The following is a 20667-nucleotide window of genomic DNA, read 5'->3' as shown; positions in this document are numbered from 1 at the left end:
GGTCGAGTCCGGGCGTGAACACCGGACCCCACGTCGATCTACCTATTCGACGCCGCATCACAGCTCGAGCGATTCCGGCGGCCTGATCTTGGTTGTGATCAAGGCCACTTGAAGCTAGCCCCAGCCTTACACGGGTGTCAAGCTAAATTTCTACGGCTGTTTTCCGCCGTATTCCTGCCACTTGGAAGACGTCAGCACTTCCGACCCCGAGGCAGCCGGGGAGGACAGCGCGAGCCTCGGAGAAGGAATCGCAGTATCGGGTTCAGACCAGCGGCTTGCCCAGCGCGCGCCGCCTCCGCATATCCGCCAGGTGTTTGTCCAGCGGGTAGCGACGCCACCGCTCGGGTCCGGCTCGCACCACCGTGCCGATAGCGCGCATGACCGCTTCGAAAGCGCGCTGCCTGCGCGGCCCCCAGTCGAGCCCCAGTTGGTCGCGAAAGCGCTGCGGCAGGAAACCGGCGGTGAAGAAGCGGTTGATCCGCCGGAAGGCCAACTGTTGCGCTCGGCTGTAGGGGCCGAGGTCGACCACCTGATCGAGTAGGTAGGCCTTGACTTCGCTGTCGATCGAGATCTCCGACACCGCCGACTCCCAGTAGTCGGCGAACGCGGCCCGGCCGGCAGGCCACAACTGCGGGGGCATCTGCAACGTCGTGCCGAATCTGGCGGACTCGCGGTACAACTCGTCGGCGAGAGCGGGCTCGAGGGGACCGTAGAGATAAGTCAGCGAATCGACGGTCCCGCGGTAAATGCAAGCGGCGACCCACAATTGCAGCTTCGGATCGAAAGCGTTGTACTTCACCGGGCTGTCGGGGCCCGACCGAACGTGCCGGTGCGAGCGGTTGGTCGCCTCGCGGTAGGCCTCACGTTCGTCGTCGGTTCCCCACATGGCCACCGCCAGGTAGGTCAGCGTGGTGCGGCCGCGTTTCCGCGGGTGCCGGTCGAACCGCCCGCTTTCCACGGTGCTCTCCACCACCCCGCGCCCCACAGCGGCATTGCTCAGCTGCATGATCACGTTCGCGGGCCCGCCCAGCAGGGCGCCCGGGCCGGCCAAGAACTCCCGACGGGGAGTCGCGCCGATCGGTTCGGCTGCCCCTTGCTGCGCCACAGCTCCTCCTGAGTTGATGAGAGATTGTCAGTCTACTTCTCTCAGTAGCTTGCGCAAGGGCTGGGCCCCTCCGCGCGCCGGGCGATCCTCCTCGCACGCCGCGGTCTGATACGAATGGGAAATCGAGTTCGATTCATGTCGCACACCACTACCCGCGATGAGGGGTTGCCATGGACTTCGCACCGTCCGACCAGGCTCAGCACTATCTCGACCTCCTGAACCGCTTCGTCGACGAGCGCGTCGGCCCCGCCGAACCGGTCTATCTCGAGCAGCGGCGCGCACTCGCCGAACAGGGCGATCCGCACGGTGTGCCGCCGATCGTGGAAGAGCTCAAGGAAGCCGCGCGCGAGCGAGGGCTGTGGAATCTGTTCCTGCCCGCCTCCACCGAACCCGCCCACGGGTTGTCGTTGCTCGACTACGCGCCGCTGGCCGAACGCAGCGGGTGGTATCCGGACCTGCTGCCCGAGGCGCTCAACTGCAGCGCCCCCGACACCGGCAATATGGAGCTGCTGCACCTGTTCGCCACCCCCGACCAGCGCACACGGTGGCTGAACCCGTTGCTGGCCGGACAGATCCGCAGCGCCTTCGCGATGACGGAGCCAGACGTGGCCAGCAGCGACGCCACCAATATCGCCACGTCGATCGTCCGCGACGGCGAGCACTATGTGATCAACGGACGCAAGTGGTGGACCACCGGAGCACTGGACCCGCGCTGCGAAGTGCTGATCGTGATGGGCGTGACGAACCCGGAAGCGGCGCCGAGCCGCAGGCAGTCGTTCGTGCTGGTTCCCATCGGCACCCCCGGCGTGGAAGTGGTGCGCGATCTGACTGTCTTCGGCTACGCGGAGCGGCAGGGCCACGGCGAGATCGTGTTCCGGGACGTCCGCGTGCCGGTGAGCAATCTGCTCGGCGAGGAAGGCGCGGGCTTCGCGATGGCGCAGGCCAGGCTCGGGCCCGGGCGCATCCATCACTGCATGCGCGCGATCGGGATGGCCGAACGGGCGATCGCGTTGATGCGCACCCGCGCCAAGGAGCGAGTCGCGTTCGGCGCGCCGCTGTCGAGCCGAGGCGTGGTTCAGCAGTGGCTGGCCGAATCCCGGATCTCCGTGGAGCAGGCACGGCTGCTGGTGCTCGAGACCGCGTGGCTGATCGACAACCACGGTGCCCGGGCCGCTCGCACGAAGATCGCGGCGATCAAGGTCGCCGTGCCGCGCGCGGTGTGCGCGATACTCGACACCGCGATCCAGGTGCACGGTGGGGCCGGGGTGGGGCCGGACACGCCGCTGCCGATGCTCTGGGCGGGGGCGCGCACCCTGCGCATCGCCGACGGACCCGACGAGGTCCACCTGCGCTCGATCGCGCGCGCGGAATTGAAGCGATGAAGACCGGTTCGGACGACCGGTCGCCGGTAGGGCCTGCCGGTATCGACGAGCGGGCTCTGACCCGTTGGTTCACCGAGAACATTCCGGATGTGTTGCCGCCGTTGCGATTCGATCTGGTCACCGGCGGACGATCCAACCTGACGTACCGGGTGCGGGACGCGGCGGGCAGCCGCTGGGTGCTGCGCCGCCCGCCGACAGGGCACCTGCTCGCGTCGGCACACGATGTCGTACGGGAATGGCGGATCCTCGATATCCTCGCCGACAGCGCGGTGCCGGTGCCGCCGGTCGTCGGCTGCTGCACCGACCACACGGTGACCGGCGCCGACTTCTACGTCATGACCCACGTCGACGGCCACGTCCTCGACAGCGCGGAGACCGTGGCGATGGTCGCGCGTCCGAATCGAGCCCCGGCGTCCGAGCGGATCGTGGACACCCTCGTCGCGATTCACGCCGTCGACACGACCGGCGGAGCCCTGGCCGCCCTGCGTAGACCGGGCAGCTACCTCGAGCGGCAATTGAAGCGATGGAACCGCCAGCTCACCGCCGGCGGCATCACCACCGGACCGGTGTGGGAAGTCCACGAACTCCTCTCCCGGCGAGTTCCCGCCGAGCGCTGGACAGGCCTGGTGCACGGCGACTTCCGTCCGGGCAACCTGCTGATCGATGCCGACGGGCAGGTGCGAGCCGTCCTCGACTGGGAGCTGTGGACCGTCGGCGACGTCATGGCCGACGTCGGATGGCTGGCCGCCGCCTGGACTTCGGCCGAGGCGTTCGGCTGGGCGCCCGATCCGGCCGACGGATTCCTCGACGCCGACACCGTGCTCACCCGCTACGCCGACCACACCGGCCGAGATCTCGATGATCTGGTCTACCACCACGCGTTCGCGCTGTGGAAGCTCGCCGCGATCGCCGAGGGGATCGCGGCACGGTTCCGCGCGGGAGCCATGGGCGACCAGGAGGCCGACATCGACGACCTCGCTCAGCGCCCGTCGCAGCTGGCCGACATGGCACGTGAGATCCTCACCGGGAAAGCAGCGCACTGACGCGCGGGAGCCTGCGCGACGTCAGGACTCGGGCCGCTCTAGCTCGTAGCGGGGGCGGTTCAGGCCGTGAGCCGGATGCCTCGGCCGTGACGCAGCGGCGGTGACCGCTCAGCCACCCGCCAGGGCGACCGGGCGTCCGTTCCGTGGCTGGGCGGGGCGGTTGTTGTGCGGAAAAAGCGCTCGAAACCGGTCGACTTCGTCGGCGCCGACCGTGACCGGGTCGCGCAGCACCGTCCAAGCGACGCCTTCGGTGCACGGGGGAGTGGTGAGTGAGCCCGTGTACCGGAACTGAGTGAGATCACCGGGCAGAAAGGTGCGCAGATCCACCGTGTCGAGGGTGCGTTTGTCGCCCGTGAGCGGCAGATCGGCCAGTACCGAGGTGAACGGCGAGCGCTGCCCCACGACCAGCAGCACGGCGAGAACGGCGAGCCCGCCCGTGGCGTCACCGTGGACCATGTGCAGTTCCATATCCGCGCCGACGCCGTCGACGGTGTGTTCGCTCGGCGCATGGAAATGGAACTGGGACAGGGCGAACTCGCGCCCGCCGATGGCGATTCGATGCCCGCTGCCCGCAGGCAGGTTCGCCTGCACGGTGTGTCCGGTATTGACGAGTTCGAGCGCGGGGACGGGACCGTAGGTGATGTCGACGTGCTCGGTCGTGTCGACCGGGGTGTGATCGGCGAGGTCGATCGGAGACTGTTCGGTGCCGCGTCCGCACACGGCGTAGCGGCCGTCGATCTCGGCCCAGTGGTCGGGGCCCTCCGCGTCGTAGTCCCAGTGCGGTGGGTTCGCGGCGTCGGATCGGTTGTCCGATGACCCGCAGCCGGACAGGGCGAGCAGCGCCGCCGCGGTGAGCAGTCCGCGGCGGCCGATCACCGCGCGGGAGGACGGAGGGGTCGGCACCGGAGAACTCCTTGCGGGGTGACTCGAATTGCCGGCAGCTCTCGCGCACGTGATTGTTGCGGTGTGCACCACCCAAGGCGTGCGACAGTTCTATCCACGGAATGCGTGAAGTACGTGAATAGCGCTGTGTGGCAATGTAGTTCGTTATCTGAGCTGTGGTGAGCCTACGCCGCCGGGTCCGGCGTTGTCAGGAGACGCCGACAGCGATCTACATCACAGGAATCGGTGGCGCGACGTTCGGGGGACCGGCCGGGCAACGTAACAATTCGGTTTCGAGATAAGCGCCGGGCGCTGTCGGCCGGCGCGGGGTGGGAATGGCGTGGACGCGACGCTCGGGCCCGAGTTCGGCTGCATCAGCACACCGCAGGCGGCGGGGTGTCGCGCTCGGGATCTCCCGCCTTTCCACGTAAACGCGCCTTTTGTTCGATGCGGTCCACCTTGCCCGACGTGCTAGCTTTGCTCTCCGAAGCGATCTGTTCCGGCTGTGAATCGGCAATGCGGCGAACTACCCCTCCTGGAGGTCGAGATCGTGACTCGTCCCTTTCGTCGTTTTATGGGTGCACTCGGCGGTATGGCATGCACTCTGCTAATGGCGACACCGGCTACCACCGAACCGATTTATCCGCTCCCGAGTCCCGACCCGTTCTACGCCGCCCCTGCCGATCTGGCGGCGCACCGACCGGGTGACGTGCTCGACGTGCGGGTCCTGCCACCATCGGTCTTCTTCCCCGGCGCCACGGTCCGGCTGGTCAAGTTCCGTTCCACCAATTCCCATGGCGCGCCGATCGCGGCGACCACCACTGTCGCCACTCCCGCGGGCCATCGCCCCGGCGCGCCGCTGCTGTCGTATCAGCATTTCATGAATTCGCTCGGCACCGGCTGCGCGATCACACCGCAGCTCTACAGCGCCGACATGAATCTATCGATCATCCTGCCGGCGTTGGGCATGATGCTGCAGCGCGGATGGAGTGTGGCGCTGCCGGATCACCTCGGACCGCAGTTCGCCCTCGGAGCAGGGCGTTTGGGTGGCCAGATCACGTTGGACGGCGTCCGGGCGATGAAGCAGCTGCCCGAACTCGCCGTCGCGGACAGCCCGACGGTACTGGCCGGATACTCCGGTGGCGGCCTCCCGACGGCGTGGGCGGCCGCACTGCAGCCGTCCTACGCACCTGAGTTGCGGCTCGCGGGCGCGGCCATCGGCGGAGCCCCGCTCAACTTGGTGTCGATGGCGAAGGGGCTGGGCGACAATCCCCACCCGGCTTTCGGGCTGGCAATGGCGACGGTCATCGGCCTCGAGCGGGAATACCCGGACCGGATGCGGGTCAGTGCGAACCTCAATCAGCGTGGTCTCGCGATGCGTGACGCGATGGCCAACAGCTGCACCAACGACATCATCGCCATCGGCGCCGGTGGCAACGCACACGCGCTCGCCACGGGGCCCGGTGTCTTCGAGCAGCCCGATGCCTGGGCCGTGGCGGCGGAGAACAGCGTGGAACTCTACGGCGGCGCTCCGGAAATCCCGATATTCGAATGGCATTCGCCGACCGACCCGCTGATTCCGATCAACGCCATCGACAACACCAACCGCCGGTGGTGCGCGGCCGGGGTGCGATTGCAGACGGAGCTGGTCCCCTCGTTCGACCATTTGTCCGCGGCGGTGGTCGGCGCTCCCGCGATGCTGACGTGGCTCGAGGGCCGGGTTCGCGGCGAGCCCGCGCCTGCCACCTGCTGACGAGGTCCGCTGAGCAGCCATGAGTTTCGAGCGGGTAGCAGGTCTACCCGGTTATGAGGAAACTGATCTACGGGGTTCACCGTGTCCCTGGACGGCTACGTCAACGACCGCGACGGCGGCATCGACTGGACCAACGGCCCAGGGCGACGACGGGCCGGATGGACGCGGTCGGTCAGTCCGGAACGCACTGGGCAGCGGCCGATGCGATTGCCGCGAGCTGCGCATCGAGTGCCACGAAATCGAACGTTATCGTGCTGGCGAGGAATTCCCCTCCGAGGCTGTTGAGGAGTTCCTTCCATTCCCAGCTCACGGCGATCTCCTCGTCGATCGGAGCGAGTTTCGCACCGATCACCGGTCCGGCCTTGTGCCGCAGGACGCGCAGACGCCACTGACCGAGGAAGCGCCGGAAGCGGTCCAGCGCCGTACTCGCCCGCTCGGACAGTCGCGCGACCGTCGACAGTTGCGCATTCACCTCGTGCATCTGGTCGGCCATGCCGGACAGCCCGCCGGCGGTTGTGTCGCACAACAGAGGCACGGCCTTCAGCGTGTGCGCGGGGGCCGTGCTGTCGACTACTTCGGCTGCGAAGGCCGCCACCATACTGTTGTACAAGGAGGCCAGCGAGATTCGGAACCGCAGCTGCGTCACCGCCGCACGCAGTCGGTCCAGTTCGGATCGCAATGTGTGTAACGTGGCGGCCGCTTCGCGCATGGGTTCGCCCATCACCTGGGCGATATTGAGCAATCCCGGGTGTTCGTCGGCGACCCCCGCGGAGGCGTCCCTGGCCGCGGCAACGGACCGATCGATGCGGCGGGTGATGTCGGTGACCTGCGCCGCGGCGGTCATGAGCCGGTCGCACAACTCCTGGTATTCGCCCAATCGCCCGACCATCTGCTCGAGCCGCTCATCCACCAGCGCGGTGCCCGCGAGCACGGCAGCGATGGGGCCCGAGGCATACGGCCGCAGCGACGTGGCCGAAACCAGGTTGCCACGGGCAGTGATCTCCGCCGGCAGCGTTTCGTACATGAACTCGTCGTACGATGGAAATCCGTACCGGTGTAGCGCTTCCTCCAGTCCGCGTGCGCCACTCGCGGCAACACCGCGGCGATCGCTCCCGGCCCCACTCGATTCCTGCTCCGCGATTCGCGCCTGCGCGTAGATCTTCTCGGCGAGACCGAAGTACTGGCTGCACGGTGCGAGACGAACCGAGACGTAGCCGCCGGGTACGGGGCTCATCGCCGCGAATACCCAATACGCCGCTCCGTTTCTGGCCTGGTTCCTGACGAACGCCCCGACCGGCCTGCCCTCGGCAAGCCGATCCCACATCAGCCGGAACATTCCGGCAGGCATATCGCGGTGGCGGACGATGTTGTGCGGCTGTCCGGTCAGTTCCTCGAGCGCATAACCCGATACACGAGTGAAGACGGAGTTCCCCAGGCCGATCACACCACGTCGGTCGGTGGTGGAGAAGAACAGTTCGGTCGGCCCCAAGGTCGGGCCGCCGGCATCGATCGGCGCACCCTGTTGATCCGCGACATTCTTTGCATAGGTAAGCACATGGCAATCGTAGGGCAACGATGACAGGGGGCCGTCGCGGCGGCGGGTGACGCTTACCGCAGCGACCGCGAATTTTGTTCAGAACAAGGACTATTCAATCGAATCCAGAGCAATCCGATAGTCACTGCAGGGACCTGAGTCATTCGAATCGAGGACTTGAGTCCTATCCGGCCGGGTCTCAGCTATCGAATCGTGTCGACGGCGCCCGGCGTGCGGCTCGAGTATTCCGGCGGCGAACGGTCGTCGCTACGATCGCCCGAGAGCGCGATGCAAATCCGATCTGTCGATGCTTCGACTACAGGAGGTTCCATGAGCGAGCACGAAGTCAAGATGATCATCCTGTCGACCGACGACCTGGATGAATCGATCCGGTTCTACAGTGAAACCCTGGGAATGCCGCTGAAGTTCCGCGACGGCGCCCACTTCGCCGCTCTCGACGGCGGTCCGATCACCCTTGCCCTCGCGACCGCGGTCGACCATCCCATCCCCGGCCAGGTTGTCGTCGGTATCAAGACCGCCGACGTCGACGCCGCGGCGAAGGCGATCGAAGCCGCCGGTGGCGGCATCGTCAAGGGCCCCTACGACGACGCGCACGAACGCCGTGCCGTGGTCTTCGACAACAAGGGCAACGGCTTGGTGTTCTACAGTCCGCTGGCCAGGTAGTTCCGCGCGGGCGTCACACGGGTGCCGCGGCTCGCAGGCGGGCGATGATTCCTTCCAGGTCGACAGCGAAGAGTTCGGGCCGGAATACGTGACCACCGGGCACCTCGTGCGCCTCGTGCGGGATACCGGCATCGGTGAGGCGTCGACGAAATTCCCGCTGGCCGGCCAGCACCTGGGTTTCGTTCGCACTGTCGAACCAGTAGATCGGATCCGGGCTGGTGCCGGCGACGAGGAATATCCGCTTGTCGTGGTAGCTGTCGATCCGTTCGATCGGGTTGTCCGCGCTGACCCTGGCCTGGTTCCAGAACGGTGCCCCATAGACCGTGGCGCCGCCCAGCTCCAGCGCCGCCGAGGTCAGATTCGCCCAATGCACGACGAGGCCGAAGTCGCGACGCAGACTCGCCGGGCCGGAATGGCTGCTGACCGAGGCGAATTGACCGTGAAACTTGGCCGTGTACTTCAGCGCGCCGAAGCCGCCCATCGAGAACCCGGCGACCGCGCGACCGTCGTACTCGGCATAGGCTCGGAAGTTCGCTTCGATCCACGGGAGAAGCTGGGCGATATGGAATGTCTCCCAATTGCGCGGACCCACGAAGGAGCCGGTCGGGTTGGAATACCAGCCCGCTCGGCCGCCATCGGGCATGACGACGATGATCGGCTTTCCGGCGGTCCATTCGCGGATGCCCAGAGAGTCGAAGGTGCGGAAATCCTGGTCACCGCCGCCGTGGAACAGATAGAGGACGGGATAGGTGTGTCCGCTGGTGTGATAATCATCGGGTAGCAGGACGTTGACACCGGGATTCCAGCCGATTGCATCGGTCCGGAATCGGTAGTACCACATGCGCGGGTCGTCCTCGTTGCGATCCACGATCGACAGACCGAACCCGTCGCTTCGTCCGAGGAATATCGCCAGGATCCGACCTGCTGCGGGTTCGACGATGCGGTTGGCGTCGGCGATGAGCGGAGCGAGGGAGGCGTCTCCGTAGTAGCGGGTCGCCAGCCCCGACAACGTGTCTCCCGCGAGAGTCTCGTACCGCATGAGATCGGGAACGATGAGCTGCTGCCCCGCGGCGACGGTGTCGGGTTCGGTGATGCCGCTGGCGGCGGCGATGAACCGGGCGAAGGAGGCGTCTCCGTAGTAGCGCGTCGCCAGCTCCGACAACGTCTCTCCTGCGACGACCTCGTACTTCCTGTAGCCGGGGATGATGAGCCGTTGTCCCGCGCCGACATCGTCGGGTTCGGTGATCCCGCCGGCAGTAGCTATGAGCCGGTATAGCTCGGCGTCTCCGAGGAAGCGTAATGCCAACATAGGCAGCGTTTCCCCGGCCATCACCGTGTGTGTTCCGACCACGTGAGTCACCCCTTTGATAGCAGTTGGCTCTAGTGTCGGGGGTGACAGGGTGTGGTGTCCACGGATTTGCGGAATCCGCTCGATGGAATCAAAACCGCTGCGGCATAACGTGATGCAGTACCGACGATGCGATTCGATCCGACTGGTCGGTGCTGTGAAGTAGAGCGTTTCAGGTGCCATGGAGGGCAATCGTCACACGGCATCGTTGTGACCTACCCCACATCACGTCACAACGGTCGGCGCCGGGGCGTCTCAGAGGCACAGTCTCCACCGACCAGAAAGTTCTGTCATGACCTCGAAATCGGCGCTCGGGCGGCTCGCCGCTACCGCCTCTGCACTGGTCGCCGCAATGGCCGCCCTCCTCGCCCCCGTGGCGCACGGGCAACCACCGACCGATCAGTCGCGGTACTTGTCCCGAGTGGAGGCGCGATACGTCGACACCGACCTCGCCCGTTTCCACTACACCCGAACCGGGAACGGATCACCGGTCGTGCTGGTCGCCGGCGGCGGGCTGTGGGGCTTCTCCTGGCGAGACGTGATCCCGGCATTGGCTGCCGAACACACCGTCTATGCCGTCGATCTGCCCAGTCAGGGATTCACCGAACTGCACCGCGGCGATTTCGCCTACGACCTGCCCGCGATGTCGCAGGCCATCGCCACCTTCCTCGACGCCGTCGGCATACAGCGCACCGCCCTTGTCGGCCACTCGTGGGGTGGTGCTTGGAGCCTGTTCTTCGCTGAACAGCACCCCGACCGCGTCGAGCGTCTGGTCCTACTCGACTCACCCGGGCTCGACGCCGAAAAGGCCCCTGCCACACCGTTGTTCACCACACCGGCGCTGGGTGAGCTGGCGACCGCCCTGACCACCCGCTCCTTCTACGCCGACAACATCCGCAGCACCTTCCACAACAAACATCTGGTCACCGAAGAGGTGATCGACGAGTTCTACGAGCCGTTCTCCCGGCCGGCCAATCGCGCGGGTTTCCTGTCGCTGTGGCGGAACCTGGACTATCGACTCACCGACGCGGGACTGGGCCGGGTCACCGCCCCCACACTCGTCCTGTGGGGTGGCGCGGACACCTGGTTGCCCGCATCGCAAGCCGACGGCTTGGCGGCGCGCATCCCGAACGCCACGGCCACCGTCCTACCGAACTGCGGCCACACCGTCCATGAGGACTGCCCCGCGCAAGCCATCCCCCCGATGGCCGCATTCCTTCGCTGAGTCCTGATGATCAGCAGCAGGCGGGCGGCTCGCGATACCGCTCGGCTCCGTCCGAGGTCGACACCGTGGTCTCTCGAGGGGGAATCTCATAATCAAATCTCATAATCATTAGTTTTTGAGAAGTCGATAGACGGTCGCCCGCGAGACACCGAATCGGGCAGCGATGTCCTCGGCGTCGTCGCCGTCGGCGTGCATCGAGCGCGCCTGCTGGATCTGCTCGACGGTGAGTTTCGCGGGGCGTCCTCCCTTGCGGCCCCTGGGGCGGCCGGTCGACCTGGGCACGATGGGTTCACCCAGTAGTGCCCGAGCTCCGTCCAGGATCATTTGCCGCAGCCGATCGACCGGTTCGTCGCGGAACAGGACAACGGGGTCGGCCAGGCCCGCGACCACCTGGGAGGCCCGCACCCGCTGCTCGATCCCGCTCCCAGGGCCCGCCACCAGCTCGTTCGCCAAGGCGATCGCGGCGCGGAAACGGTCGGCCACCGGCGCTTGGACGAGCAGGGTCATATCTCTGACCAGCATGGTCAGGGTGTGCCGGTGGCGCAGGTGCACGTCGACATAGCCTTCGATCGCCCGCCACCGGACCTCCTCGACGCTCGGTGCGGACTCCGCCTCGGCCAGCACCGCATCCAGTTCGTCCAGCAGCGGCAGCGTGAGCTGGTGCAGGATCGCGTCCTTGGAATCGAAGTGGTAGTAGAGGGCGGCTTTGGTGACGCCCACCGCGTCGGCGATGGCCTGCATGGAGGTGGCTCGATAGCCGCGGGTGGCGAACAGGACGCGCGCGGCCGCCAGTATGCGCTCAGGTGTCATTCAATCACTTACCTACGGTAGAAAAGTCCGCTACTGTACTTACCGACAGTCAGTCTATGCCGCAGGGATGGCTTCTATGCGTACCGAAATTATGCGTACCGAAATCTCGTTCGACGTCGCCGGCGTCCGATGCTCCGGACGCCTCTTTCTGCCCGCCGGCTCCGGTCGGGTGCCGTGTGTGGTGCTCTGCCATGGTTTCAGTGGAACGATGGACCGGCTGTTCGACTATGCCGAGCGCTTCGCCGCCGCGGGCTTCGCGGCATTGGTGTTCGATTACCGTAGCTTCGGCGAGAGCGCCGGCGAACCGCGGCAGGTGCCCGGGATCGCCGGTCAGCTCGCCGATATTCGCGCCGCTGTCGCATTCGCCCGCGATCATTCACGCATCGACGCCGATCGAATCCTGTTGTGGGGTAACTCGTTCGGTGGAGCCCACGTTGTGGTCGTCGCGGCCGACGACCCGCGCATAGGTGCCGTGGTGGCGCAGATCCCGTTCAACGGCTTCCCGAAGCGGGTTGAAGGAAGGACGGCCTGGGACACCGTGAAGGTGCTCGGCGCGATCCTCTGGGACCGGCTGCGTGGCGCGGTGGGCATGCGCCCGTACTACATTCCGATGGTCGGTCGGCCAGGGGAGGTCGCCGTGACCGCGACGCCGGAAGCGGAGCGTCACATTCAGACGCTCACCGGGGGAGAGAAAACGCTGTGGCGCAACGTCGTCGCTCCCCGCGCTCTGCTGGCGATGATGCGCTACCGTCCCACGGAATCTGCCGCACGACTGTCGTGTCCATTGCTTGTCTGTGCTGCCGCCGAGGATCACGAGACGCCGGTGGAGACGAGTCGCGCACTGGCCGACGCCGCGCCGCACGGCGAGTTACGGGTGTACCCCGGCACCCATTTCTCCTTCTACACCGACCAGACCTTCCGGGACACCGTCGTCGCCGACCAGATCGCCTTTTTCCGCCGGGTCCAGACCGGCGGCTGACGGTGCCGGTGGGCCACCGCCCACTGGAAGGCCGGAGCCAGGTCGCCCGAAATCCGTTGCGGTGCTGCATCAACGAGCCACTGCGCCGTAAGGATGCGTGTGCTCGCCGACGGCACCGCACCTACTCACCTGTTGTGCCGACCACAGGGGCTGACATCGGCAGCCCGCCGTCCGACTGAAATGACAACAAGCGTTCACCTGGAGGAATCGTCGTGAAGAACCCCATCGCAGATGTGCTGATCGTCGGAGCCGGCCCTGTCGGGCTCACCGCCGCGGTCGTGCTGGAACAGCTCGGTCACGAGGTGGTGATCGTGGACCGGCAGGCAGAAGGAGCCAACACCTCTCGCGCGGCGGTGGTGCATCCGCGCACCCTGGAAATACTGGAGCCGTACGGCGTGGTTCCCGCTCTGGTCGCCAGGGGTGTGCACACGCCGACGTTCACGATCCGCGACCGGGATCGGCTGCTGATGGCGGTGCCGTTCAGCGCACTGCCCACCGCCTACCCCTACACGCTGATGATCTCCCAGGCCGAGACCGAGAAATTCCTGCTGGATCGGCTCACCGAGCTCGGTGGGAAGGTGACCCGCCCGGCCACGGTCACCGGGATAGCCCAGGACCCGGACACGGTGACCGCCACCCTGTCCGAAGGCGAACCGATCCGCGCTCGCTATCTGCTGGCCGCGGACGGGATGCACAGCCTGGCGCGCGAACAGTCCGGGATCCGGTTCACCGGTGGCAGCTACGCCGAATCGTTCACCCTCGCCGATGTACGCCTCACCGGTGGCGTGCCCACCGACGAGGTCATCCTGTATTTCTCACCGGCTGGGCTCGTCGTGGTCGCGCCGCTGCCCGACGGCAGATACCGGATCGTGGCCACCGTCGACGAAGCGCCGCACAACCCGGATATCGCGTTCGTGCAGCGGCTGCTGGACGAACGCGGCCCCCGAACTCGCCCGGCTGTGGTCGAGGAAGTGGTGTGGGGTTCGCGCTTCCGAGTCCATCACCGCATCGCCGACGTCTTCCGTCACGGCCGGGTCCTGCTGGCCGGCGATGCCGGCCATGTGCACTCACCGGCAGGTGGTCAAGGTATGAACCTTGGCATCGAGGACGCCGTCACGGCCGCGACAACCCTGTCCCGTGTGCTGGCCGGCGAACCGGAAACCCTGCTCGACGACTATGCCGACGCCCGGCGCCGCGCTGCCGAAGCCGTGGTCTCCCTCGCCGGCCGGCTCACCGACCTCGCCACCGCGTCAGCGCGCGTCCGGCCGATGCGCAACACCGTCATGGCGCTGGCGGGCAAGGTTCCGGCAGTGCGGAACCGGCTGGCCTGGCGGCTGTCCGGGCTCGACCGCCGCTGACCTCCGGAAACTCCTGACCGAGGATTTTTCCGTGCCGTGCTGGTCTGTACATCGAGTACCGACTCACGGGAGGCTGGCACTATGCGGAAACTGACGTTCGGCATGAACCTGAGCGTGGACGGCTACATCGCCGCGACCGGCGACGACCTCGGCTGGAGTGAACCGAACGACGAGCTGTTCCAGTGGTGGTCGGACCGGGTGAGCGCGACAGGCACGGCGCTGTACGGGCGCAAACTGTGGGAGACGATGAGCTCCCACTGGCCGACCGCCGACCAGCAGCCCGGCGCCACACCGGCACAGATCGAGTACGCCCACCGCTGGCGGGACATGCCGAAAGTGGTGTTCTCCTCGACTATCAGCACGGTCGACTGGAATAACCGCCTGGTCACCGGCGACGCGGTCACCGAGATCGCCCGGCTGAAGGCCGAGGACGGCGGCCCCATGGATATCGGCGGCGCCACACTCGCCGCGGTGGCCATGCGGGCCGGGCTGATCGACGAGTACGCCATCGTCACCCATCCAGTCCTGGTGGGTGGCGGCACACCGTTCTTCGCGGCCCTGGACACCTGGGTGAACCTGACCCTCGTGGAGACCCGGACGTTCGGTGACGGCGTGGTCCTGACCAGGTACGAGACCAAGCGCTGAGCACCCGACCTCGGATCGGCCCGGGATTCGGGCCGATCCGAGGGATCTCGTGGCGCTGTGTTTCGAAGCGATCGTGATACCCGTCTCCCGCGGATCGTGGAGTACTGCCCGACTCCGGCAGGTGGGATTCGATCATGATGCCCGGCGAAACAAGTCGAGCCCACTTTGTGACGGCCGGGGCGTCCATTGCCGAATGAGGTTGCGCGTAGTTGCCGGTCCCTTCGGGTAGTCGACTACTCGCGACCACCCGGGCACCTCTCCCTACCGTCGATTCCATCGATGATCGGAGGTAGGGCATGAACCCGCGTGAACTGCTCGACACCGTCGCCCCGATGCTGTGGAACCTGGTCGACGACGAGCTCACGTCCGTGGCTTCGGCGGTGAGCGCGCTACAGCCACTCGCGGGTGAGACCGAGCCCGCGTTGCAGGACAAGCTGCTCGAGCAGCTGCCCGATCTGCCGCAGGGTGGCGCGCTGCTCGACCTGCTGCACGACATCGTCCCGGTCCTTCCACCGGAATTGCGGGTGCACGGATGGCGGCAGGGGCAGGGTGCCCCGCACGGGCTCGCGCTGGTCGTGACCCATCCCAGCGGCCGGGCGGTGCTCGCGTTCACACCGGGGCCGACCCTCGACGTGGTCGTGACGGCCGGGACGGACGTGACCGTATCGCTGACCTCCACCGCGGAGTGGGATGCGACCCTCACCGTCGCCGCGCAAACGCTGTGGACGGCCACCGTGCCCCGCGGCGATCCGGCACCTCCGGCGAACGGCGGCACCGCCTCGCTCGATGTGCTGCGCAAACAGCGCGTGACGATGGGAGCCGCCGAGGGGCCGGGAGCGTCGGCCGCACGTATCGAGACCCGCCTCCGCGTGGGCCCGGGCAGCCCGTTCACCGTCGAGGTCGCCCTGCACGCCTTCACCGCCGCCGTGCTTCCGCCTGTGCTCGCCGGGCTGCTCGGTGCGAAGAAAGGCGCGTCGATGGGACCGACGAACGCTCCGCTGACCGTGCGCGCCGACCGATCGAACGGAATTCGGTTCGCCGACGGCGGCATTCGGGTCGACCTGCCGTTGCAGTTGGAGCTTCCCGGGGTGTCGACGCGCGGCGTCGCGATCGGGATCGGGATGGTCGAGGGCAGACTCGCCCTGCTGCCCAGCCTCACCGTCCTCGCGCAGCCGCCGGGAATGCCGATCGCCTTGCTCCTGGGCGGCCTCGGCGTCTCGATACCGATCGACATCGGTGTCGACGGCATCGGCGTAGGCCCGCAGTTGGAAGCGAAGATGCCCTCCGATATCGGCGTATCGCTGGCACTTCCCCCGGTGTCCGGTGGTGGCGCACTGCTCGGCGACGCCGATGGTTATCGCGGTGTGCTCGACATCGACCTCGGCATCGTCGGGGTCAAGGCGCTCGGCGTGCTGACCTTCGAACCGCTGTCGTTCGTGGTGTTGCTCGGTCTGCAACTGCCCTATCCGGGCATCCAACTCGGCTTCGGGTTCGCCCTGGACGGAGTCGGCGGGATCGTCGGCGTCAATCGACGTATCGACATCGACCGGTTGCGCGGTCTGGTCGCCGAAGGCAACGCCGATCGCGTGCTGTTCCCGGGCAACGACGTCGTCGCGCGGGCCGATGAGATCACCCGTTCGCTGGACTCCTGTTTCCCGGTGGCGCGCGGCAGGTTCGTCATCGGTCCGATGGTGCGGATCAACTGGGGTGGGCGGATCGTGACGCTGGCCGTCGCGGTCGTCCTCGACCTGCCGGGGTCCGCGCGCGCCGTCGTGCTCGGCCGCGTCGTCGTAGCCGTACCCGATCCGGCCGCGCCCCTGATCCTGTTGCAGGCCGGCGTCTTCGGGCGGATCGACCCCGGCGTTCCGATGGTGGACTTCCTCGTCTCCTTGAACGGCTCCTGGATCGTGGGCTATCCGCTCACCGGCCAGATCTACGTGCTCTTCCGCGGTGGCGGCGACCCGGTGTTCGTGCTGTCGGCAGGCGGTTTCCATCCCCGCTACCAACGTCCGGCCGGCGTCCCGCAGCTGCAGCGACTCGGGATGAATCTGGGCGGCGGATTCCTGCGGTTGCGGGCGGAGTCCTATCTGGCGTTGACCTCCAACTCGTTGCAGTTCGGAGCGAAACTCCAACTCGATGCCACCATCGCCGGCTGCGGGGTCGAAGGCAATCTGGGGTTGGACGCGCTGCTGGTGTGGGATCCCGTGCTGTTCTTCTCCGTGCACGTCCATGCCGGGGTCGCGGTTCTGGCGTTCGGACGCCGACTGGCCGGCGTCGGACTCGACTTCACGCTGGAAGGCCCCGGTGAATGGCACGCCTTCGGCACCGGCAGTATCTCGGTGCTGTTCTGGGACGTATCACTGGACTTCGACGTCCGCTGGGGCGACAAGCCCGCCCTCACACCACGCGCCGACGACATCCTCGAGAATCTGCGCCAGGTCATCGTCCGCCGAGAGTCGTGGACGATCGAACGCACAGCGCAACGGGCCTCGATCCGCTACACCGACGAAGCCGCCACCGCCCTCGCCGAGGGCACAGTGGCGCAACCGGATTCGACGCTGACCCTCGACCAGACCGTCGTGCCGTTGCAGCGCAAGATCGCGCGGTTCCACCGGGTCACCATCCCCGAGCAGGAGTGGACCTTCACCGAGGTGGAGCTCGAGCCGAACAACCGAGCAGACCTGAACAGGCCGACGGAGAACCTGTTCGTCCCCGGCGAATTCTTCGCCATGACCGAGGAACACCAACTCACCGCTCCTGCGTTCGAGCGGCATCCGAGCGGCTACGCGCTCACCGAAACCGACCTCGACATCGGCACGCCCCGCCTGGCCGACGACACCTACGAGACCGACTACGAGGTCGACGAGAACTGGTTCCCCCAGAACAACCGACCCAAGCGTATCCGGCTCATCGGCAAGGCCCGGTTCGCACTCGAGACATGGTCGCGCCCGGTCACCACCGCCGAACGGCTCGATCGATGGCGTGCTGTCCAGGCCGACACCGCCCGGCCGATGGTGGTGAACCGATGAGCCGCCGATTCTTCGTCTCCTCGGTCGCGATCGGCGCGGCCGCCGCGGCCGGACGCGCGCAGTCCGGCAGGCCCGCATTCACGCCGAGGGTGCGGGTCGTTCGCGCCATCACCGGCCAGGACAAGGAAGACCTGGGCACACTCGACGGGCCGGACCTGCAACTGCTCGGCCCGGGCGACACCCTCGGCTTCGACCAGGCCATGGTCACCCGAGTCGAACCGCCTGCCGGCTGCCCCCACGGCACCGCCGGCAATTTCGCCTCGATCGAATTCGCCGACGGCGCCCTGCCGTGGATGTTCAGCCTGCCGGGCACCGAGATCACCACGCCCGCAGGACCACAGCGACGACCCTGGCTGGTGCTGATCGTCCTGCGCGAGGACGAGATCCGGTTCGTTCCCGGCACCGGGCCCCTGCCCGTGATCGACGCACCCGCCGCGGCACTGCCGGATCTGCGACATTCCTGGGCGTGGGCGCACATCGAGGCCCGCGTCGACGACGCACAGCCGCCGGTGCCCGTGATCGAAGCCGACCTGCGCACCGGCGTCGACGCCGTGATCTCCCGGCTGATCTGCCCGCGCGAACTCACGCCGAACCGGGGCTGGCTGGCCTGTGTGGTGCCCGCGACCATCGGGGGGCGCGCGGCCGGGCTCGGCGGCGACGGGCACGCACCCGACGCCGCGAGCGACGCCTGGAGCGCGGGCCGAGGCGCTGTCCTGCCGGTCTACTACTCCTGGCGGTTCCACACCGGCGCGAAAGGATCCTTCGAAGATCTCGCCCGCAAGATCGAGCCGGTGCAGGGGAATTCGCTGCCGGGCTTCGGGTCGCGCCGGATCGACGTGCGCAACCCGTGGCCGCACCAGGACGTCCTCGCCGGCGCCGGCGAGGTGGTCACCGTCGACATCCAGGGCGCGTTGCGGTTGCCGAGGACCCAGACCGACGACGAGCGGTGGACCGACATGAACGCCAGGGAGGTCTTTCGCGCCGAGCTCGTCGAACAGCTCGACGCACCGGCCGCCCGCCGTGGAAACCAGGCGCCCGACCGGGACGAGAAGGCCGTCGCACCCCCGCTCTACGGCAGCCACCACACCGGTATGCAGACCGTGCCGGCCAGCGGCTGGATGGCCGCGTTGAACCAGCAGGTCCAGTTCCGGATCCCGGCCGCGCTCGGCGCGCGATACATCCAGCTCGAGCAGGAATTCCTGATGGCGCGGGCCTGGGAGCAGGTCGGCGCGATCAACGACGCCAACGCGCTGCTCGCAGCGACCGAACTGGCGGCCGTTGCCGGCGCCACGGCCCAGGACCGGCACACGAACCGCCTGACCGACGCCGCGCTCACTCAACTGGCCGACCCGCTGCGCGACAACGACCGGATGTTCGCCGACACCTCGCTGGCCACCGTGCTCGCACAATCCGCCGCGCCGGACGGGCTTGCTTCCACCGCGTTCGCGCGGCTCACCCGCGGCGGCGGCGCCCTGGCCCGGCGAGCCACGCGCGCGGCGGGGGAGATGGCGGCTCGACAGCCGTCGACGCCGGCGCTGCGTGAGTACTTCGAGCGCACCGAAGCCGAGCCACCGACAGCCACCCTGGCAGGCGCGAGCGCCGACGAACGGGCTACTCAGGTCGTCAACGATCCCGCGGCACGCTACGCGGGGGAGACGATGGCCGGGCTGCTCGCCGGACAGCACACACTCTTCGCCGACCGTAGTGGTTTCGTCGGCGCCGGCGTCGCCCAGCAGTTCGAATCACTGACGACGAACATGGGCCAGGAGATGATCGGCGCGCTGGTGTTCGCTCCCGCACCGGTCGCGTTGCGCGGTCTGCGTCGCTCGATCAACGGCGAGGACATCGGCGCCGTCACCCCGATCCCGTTCACCGGCGCCCGAACGCTCGAGTCGCTCGCCACGACCGTGCGCACAAGCCTCGAACCGGTCGGGCAGTTGGTGGAGGCGATGCGGACAGCGATCAGCTCGCCCGCGGTCTCCGCCCGCAGCGCCGCCGATCGTCGCCCGTTCCGCCCGATCATGGAGCACCCGCGGTTCCTCTTCCCGATCGGCGCCGAACTGCTCCAGCGGTGGCCGGAGTGGACCCTGCCAGGTATCTCGCTGTTCCCGCAGAACAGCACCACACTGCTGGAAACGAATTCGGCGTTCGTGGAGGCGCTGCTGGTCGGACTGAACCAGGAATTCAACCGCGAACTGCGCTGGCGCGAATTCCCGACCGACGAAGCGGGCACCCCGTTCGCACGGTTCTGGCCGGGCCGAGATCTGTCCCAGCCCGAGTACGGAGAGATCGCCCGCTGGGCTTCCGAGGTGAAACTGGGCGACCACGACGCGAACAGCGGCAAGGACCGCCTGGTGCTGCTGGTCCGCGCCGAGGTGTTGCAGCGGTACCCCGGCACGAGCGTGCTCGCCGTCAAAGCGACGCTCGACGGGCGTGTACCCGATGCGGGTGGTGAATGGAAAGAACCCAACTTCGCTCTGGCCGTGGACGAACGAACAAGCCTGTACTGCTTCGATCTCGACGCCCAGGACGCCATCCGAGAGCGCTGGCTGTTCGTGCTGCGCGAGCCGATGCGCGGCACCCAGTTCGGCTTCGATGTGAAGACACCGGACTCGCCGCCGTTCGATGAATGGGCCGACCTCACCTGGGACGACGTACCCACCGACGGCCGGGGGTTCGTCGTTCCCGAGCAGCGCGGCGCCGCGCCGCCCACCCCGTCGCCGAATCCGCAACCGCCGCGTCCGATGCCCCTGCACGAGGCCCACTTCGCGAAATGGGGATCCGACGCCGCCGACATGGCGCGCATCGCCTTCCAACGGCCGTTCCAGCTGGCCTTCTCACCGCTGCGCATGATCGGCACCCCACCCCAGTGACCGCACCAGCAAGGAGC

15 protein-coding genes and 1 pseudogene are annotated in these 20667 nt (G+C 67.4%); 11 read left to right on the top strand and 5 right to left on the bottom strand.

Going from position 1 to position 20667, the window contains the following annotated elements:
- Positions 1 to 262: 262 nt before the first annotated feature.
- Entirely contained in the window at positions 263 to 1078 is an 816-nt protein-coding gene (locus tag NS3_RS09655; protein ID WP_067857558.1) for an oxygenase MpaB family protein, read from the bottom strand.
- 197 nt (positions 1079 to 1275) lie between these two features.
- Here NS3_RS09655 and NS3_RS09650 point away from each other — a divergent pair, with 197 nt between their 5' ends.
- Both NS3_RS09650 and NS3_RS09645 read left to right on the top strand, forming a co-directional pair.
- Positions 1276 to 2487 carry an acyl-CoA dehydrogenase family protein gene (locus NS3_RS09650; protein WP_067857037.1) on the top strand — a complete coding sequence of 404 codons (1212 nt, stop codon included), beginning with the start codon at positions 1276 to 1278 and terminating at the stop codon, positions 2485 to 2487.
- Positions 2484 to 3530 carry a phosphotransferase family protein gene (locus tag NS3_RS09645; RefSeq protein WP_067857034.1) on the top strand — a complete coding sequence of 349 codons (1047 nt, stop codon included), beginning with the start codon at positions 2484 to 2486 and terminating at the stop codon, positions 3528 to 3530. The genes NS3_RS09650 and NS3_RS09645 overlap by 4 nt, the downstream gene beginning before the upstream one ends.
- A gap of 108 nt (positions 3531 to 3638) precedes the next feature.
- On the opposite strand, the gene NS3_RS09640 is transcribed toward NS3_RS09645, so the two are convergent.
- Complete coding sequence (locus NS3_RS09640; RefSeq protein ID WP_067857031.1) at positions 3639 to 4433, bottom strand: carbonic anhydrase; 795 nt, start codon at positions 4431 to 4433, stop codon at positions 3639 to 3641.
- 553 nt (positions 4434 to 4986) lie between these two features.
- Between NS3_RS09640 and NS3_RS09635 the strand changes: the two genes are divergently transcribed.
- Positions 4987 to 6165, top strand: coding sequence for a lipase family protein (locus tag NS3_RS09635; protein ID WP_067857028.1), 1179 nt, complete (start codon positions 4987 to 4989; stop codon positions 6163 to 6165).
- A gap of 53 nt (positions 6166 to 6218) precedes the next feature.
- A pseudogene (locus NS3_RS30425) lies at positions 6219 to 6300 on the top strand (dihydrofolate reductase family protein); the annotation flags it as partial.
- Positions 6301 to 6337: 37 nt separating this feature from the next.
- Here NS3_RS30425 and NS3_RS09630 read toward each other — a convergent pair.
- On the bottom strand, positions 6338 to 7720 hold the full coding sequence (locus tag NS3_RS09630) for a PAS domain S-box protein (protein ID WP_218018212.1): 1383 nt from the start codon (positions 7718 to 7720) through the stop codon (positions 6338 to 6340).
- 309 nt (positions 7721 to 8029) lie between these two features.
- On the opposite strand from NS3_RS09630, the gene NS3_RS09625 reads away from it, so the two are divergent.
- Positions 8030 to 8383 carry a VOC family protein gene (locus NS3_RS09625; protein ID WP_067857023.1) on the top strand — a complete coding sequence of 118 codons (354 nt, stop codon included), beginning with the start codon at positions 8030 to 8032 and terminating at the stop codon, positions 8381 to 8383.
- Between the two features lie 13 nt (positions 8384 to 8396).
- Here the strand turns inward: NS3_RS09625 and NS3_RS09620 are convergent, their stop codons facing one another.
- On the bottom strand, positions 8397 to 9734 hold the full coding sequence (locus NS3_RS09620; protein WP_067857021.1) for an alpha/beta hydrolase-fold protein: 1338 nt from the start codon (positions 9732 to 9734) through the stop codon (positions 8397 to 8399).
- A 289-nt stretch (positions 9735 to 10023) separates the two neighbouring features.
- Here NS3_RS09620 and NS3_RS09615 point away from each other — a divergent pair, with 289 nt between their 5' ends.
- On the top strand, positions 10024 to 10956 hold the full coding sequence (locus NS3_RS09615) for an alpha/beta fold hydrolase (RefSeq protein ID WP_084495250.1): 933 nt from the start codon (positions 10024 to 10026) through the stop codon (positions 10954 to 10956).
- A 108-nt stretch (positions 10957 to 11064) separates the two neighbouring features.
- Here the strand turns inward: NS3_RS09615 and NS3_RS09610 are convergent, their stop codons facing one another.
- Positions 11065 to 11766, bottom strand: coding sequence for a TetR family transcriptional regulator (locus NS3_RS09610; RefSeq protein WP_067857016.1), 702 nt, complete (start codon positions 11764 to 11766; stop codon positions 11065 to 11067).
- Positions 11767 to 11833: 67 nt separating this feature from the next.
- On the opposite strand from NS3_RS09610, the gene NS3_RS09605 reads away from it, so the two are divergent.
- The 5 genes from NS3_RS09605 to NS3_RS09585 all read left to right on the top strand — a co-directional run bounded on the left by NS3_RS09605 (position 11834) and on the right by NS3_RS09585 (position 20650).
- Positions 11834 to 12745: an alpha/beta hydrolase gene (locus tag NS3_RS09605; RefSeq protein ID WP_307609641.1), complete on the top strand. Its 912-nt coding sequence runs from the start codon at positions 11834 to 11836 to the stop codon at positions 12743 to 12745.
- Between the two features lie 212 nt (positions 12746 to 12957).
- A complete protein-coding gene (locus NS3_RS09600; RefSeq protein WP_067857010.1) occupies positions 12958 to 14103 on the top strand; it encodes an FAD-dependent oxidoreductase in 1146 nt (381 codons plus the stop codon).
- Positions 14104 to 14184: 81 nt separating this feature from the next.
- The gene (locus NS3_RS09595; RefSeq protein ID WP_067857007.1) at positions 14185 to 14748 is read left to right on the top strand and encodes a dihydrofolate reductase family protein; all 564 of its coding nucleotides are present in this window, start codon (positions 14185 to 14187) and stop codon (positions 14746 to 14748) included.
- A 296-nt stretch (positions 14749 to 15044) separates the two neighbouring features.
- On the top strand, positions 15045 to 17777 hold the full coding sequence (locus NS3_RS09590; RefSeq protein WP_067856999.1) for a DUF6603 domain-containing protein: 2733 nt from the start codon (positions 15045 to 15047) through the stop codon (positions 17775 to 17777).
- Complete coding sequence (locus NS3_RS09585) at positions 17774 to 20650, top strand: hypothetical protein (protein ID WP_067856993.1); 2877 nt, start codon at positions 17774 to 17776, stop codon at positions 20648 to 20650. The genes NS3_RS09590 and NS3_RS09585 overlap by 4 nt, the downstream gene beginning before the upstream one ends.
- Positions 20651 to 20667: the final 17 nt, after the last annotated feature.

Origin of the sequence: Nocardia shimofusensis NBRC 100134 (genome assembly GCF_001613125.1) — a bacterium.
Lineage (GTDB): Bacteria > Actinomycetota > Actinomycetes > Mycobacteriales > Mycobacteriaceae > Nocardia > Nocardia shimofusensis.
Note: the sequence above shows the minus strand (reverse complement) of the source record. Positions and strands in the feature narration are given on the sequence as shown.

Excerpts from the sequence above, each read along its gene's own strand:
- NS3_RS09650 (WP_067857037.1), top strand. The coding sequence starts at position 1,276 with ATGGACTTCGCACCGTCCGACCAGGCTCAGCACTATCTCGACCTCCTG.
- NS3_RS09590 (WP_067856999.1), top strand. The coding sequence starts at position 15,045 with ATGAACCCGCGTGAACTGCTCGACACCGTCGCCCCGATGCTGTGGAAC.
- NS3_RS09585 (WP_067856993.1), top strand. The coding sequence starts at position 17,774 with ATGAGCCGCCGATTCTTCGTCTCCTCGGTCGCGATCGGCGCGGCCGCC.
- NS3_RS09625 (WP_067857023.1), top strand. The coding sequence starts at position 8,030 with ATGAGCGAGCACGAAGTCAAGATGATCATCCTGTCGACCGACGACCTG.
- NS3_RS09645 (WP_067857034.1), top strand. The coding sequence starts at position 2,484 with ATGAAGACCGGTTCGGACGACCGGTCGCCGGTAGGGCCTGCCGGTATC.
- NS3_RS09610 (WP_067857016.1), bottom strand. The coding sequence starts at position 11,766 with ATGACACCTGAGCGCATACTGGCGGCCGCGCGCGTCCTGTTCGCCACC.
- NS3_RS09615 (WP_084495250.1), top strand. The coding sequence starts at position 10,024 with ATGACCTCGAAATCGGCGCTCGGGCGGCTCGCCGCTACCGCCTCTGCA.
- NS3_RS09635 (WP_067857028.1), top strand. The coding sequence starts at position 4,987 with ATGGGTGCACTCGGCGGTATGGCATGCACTCTGCTAATGGCGACACCG.
- NS3_RS09605 (WP_307609641.1), top strand. The coding sequence starts at position 11,834 with ATGGCTTCTATGCGTACCGAAATTATGCGTACCGAAATCTCGTTCGAC.
- NS3_RS09595 (WP_067857007.1), top strand. The coding sequence starts at position 14,185 with ATGCGGAAACTGACGTTCGGCATGAACCTGAGCGTGGACGGCTACATC.